The following is a 2,295-nucleotide window of genomic DNA, read 5'->3' as shown; positions in this document are numbered from 1 at the left end:
AATTTTAGTAAATGATAAATAAAAAAGAACATCAATAAAGATGTTCTTTTTTTATAAAAAATTTTCAATTTCTTCTTATCTTATTTTTCCAATTAATGCGGTAGCGGAAATAGTTATTTCATTTACATTATTATAATCAAATTTACTTTTATCAATATCAAACAATAACGGTGTCATATCTAAGAAAGATTTTAAATTATCTATGGAAATTGTTTTTGTTTGATTAAGTTCTTTCATATCCAATAATGTACAATGTTCTTTAAAACAATCAATTACTTCTTTATTATCGTATTGTTCATGTTTTAATGAGTCTTTAACAATATGTCTTAATTCTTTTAAATGAGAAAGACCCGGAATTATTTTTATTATAATACCATCTTTCTTTAATACTCTTTTAAATTCGGGATAATTTGCCGGTGTGTATATATTTAACATACAGTCAATAGAATTATCTTTTAGTGGAATAGATTGTATGTCTGAAACAAAAAAACAAATATTATTCATGCCTCTTGCTGCAACATTAATAGCATCTTTAGATAAATCAAAAGCAAAAAAATCTATGTTTTCATTATATAATTTTTTGACATAGAAACCTTCTCCGCATCCGGCATCAATAACTGTGTCAGGTTTAAAAGTGTTTATATAAGATTGGATATAATCGCATATGTGGTCATAGTATCCTTGGTTTAATATAATGTTCCTATTTTCAAAGAAACTCTTGTCATAACCCTTTTGAGGCTTTCTATTTGATAAAAAATTAATATATCCTTTTTTTGCAATATCAAAACAGTGATTATTTTGACATTTTAATGTGTTATTTTCAATATGCATTTCATTTTTACATATTGGACACATGAAATAATTTTCAACATGTTTAAACTTTAAATTGCTATTTTTCATATTTTCTCTCTTTTTTTTAATTTCTTATATAAAATTATATAAAAATTTTCAATATTTTCAATCAACTTTATATTTATATGTAGTTTTTTTTAATTATTTTTATTAAAAAATCATAACTAATTGAAAATAATTACATGATGTGGTAGAATAATTTAAACTTTTACATGGCAATGAAGTTTATAATGACAGATGTAATAATATGGAGGTGCTACATTGAGCGCAAAAATTAAAGATGTTGCAAAGAAAGCAAACGTTTCTATAGCTACCGTATCGCGTGTAATAAATAATGTACCTTTGGTAAATGAAGAAACAAAAGACAGGGTTTTACAAGCAATAAAAGAAACAGGATACAGACCAAATGCCATAGCTAGAAGTTTAAAATTGCAAAAAACTGAAACTGTTGGTGTTGTTATACATGATATTACAATACCTTATTATGCTCAAATGGCCAGAGGTGTACAAGATATAAGTATGCAAAGCGGGTATAATGCCATAATTTGCAATAGCGATGCAGATAGCAAAAAAGAAGAAGAATTTATGGATTTGTTTTATCAAAAACAATGTGATGGAATTATTTTTGCGGGTAGGGAACTGGATGATGTTGTTAAAAGAAAATTTGAATATATGAATATGCCTGTAATATTATGTGGTGTTGAAGACCCTGCGGGAAAATATTCAAGTGTCATCAATGATTATAATCAAGGTATATATGCACTAATGGAATATATTAAAGGAAAAGGACATAATACTCTTGGATTAATACATGGCGATAAAAATAGAGATTATAATGCTAAAAAGAATGAAGAAGTTATTTTTTCAACATCAAAAATGCTTGGAATGAAAATAGAAAAAAACAAGATTTATGAAAATGCCTTTACGATGAAAGGTGGATATTTAGCTATGCAGGAAATGTTAAAAGGAACTCTTCCTGATGTAGTTATATGTGGTAATGATGAAATGGCTCTTGGTGCAATAAAAGCTATTGAAGAATCAGGAAAGAAAGTACCTGATGATGTAAGTATTGCAAGTTTAAATTCTTGCGAAGTAGGAAGGTGGATTAACCCAACTCTTACAAGCATAAATCACTATATGTATGATGTAGGGGCAATAAGTGCAAGACTTCTTGTTAAATTGCTTGAAGGTGAGGATTTGAAAGAGAAAAAAATAATAGTATCACATAGTATAATAGAAGGTGAATCTGTAAAGTAATTGAAATACTCTAAGGGCTGTTTTTACAGCCTTTTTTTATTTTTTATAAAAAAAGTAAAAAAACTGCAAAAAAATGTAAAAAAGGTATTGACAGATAAGGAATAAAGTGATAATATAACAAAGCTGTTTCGAGCGGATAGCTGGATAAGCATACGAGAAGAAGTCAATGAAAAAAAATGACAAAAA

2 protein-coding genes are annotated in these 2,295 nt (G+C 27.0%); one reads left to right on the top strand and one right to left on the bottom strand.

Annotated elements, in window-relative coordinates; all coding sequences use genetic code 11:
* Positions 1–75 precede the first annotated feature (75 nt).
* Positions 76–900 (bottom strand): putative RNA methyltransferase, encoded by an 825-nt coding sequence (locus tag FGQ49_RS10170; RefSeq protein WP_138269754.1) that lies wholly within the window; start codon positions 898–900, stop codon positions 76–78.
* A gap of 213 nt (positions 901–1,113) precedes the next feature.
* Between FGQ49_RS10170 and FGQ49_RS10165 the strand changes: the two genes are divergently transcribed.
* Positions 1,114–2,109: a LacI family DNA-binding transcriptional regulator gene (locus tag FGQ49_RS10165; protein ID WP_138269753.1), complete on the top strand. Its 996-nt coding sequence runs from the start codon at positions 1,114–1,116 to the stop codon at positions 2,107–2,109.
* Positions 2,110–2,295: the final 186 nt, after the last annotated feature.

The sequence above is a fragment of the Anaerofustis stercorihominis genome, from assembly GCF_005844425.1.
Taxonomy (GTDB): domain Bacteria; phylum Bacillota; class Clostridia; order Eubacteriales; family Anaerofustaceae; genus Anaerofustis; species Anaerofustis butyriciformans.
The sequence above is the reverse complement of the archived record's forward strand: the minus strand, read 5'-3'. Positions and strand labels throughout refer to the sequence as shown.

Excerpts from the sequence above, each read along its gene's own strand:
- FGQ49_RS10170 (WP_138269754.1), bottom strand. The coding sequence starts at position 900 with ATGAAAAATAGCAATTTAAAGTTTAAACATGTTGAAAATTATTTCATG.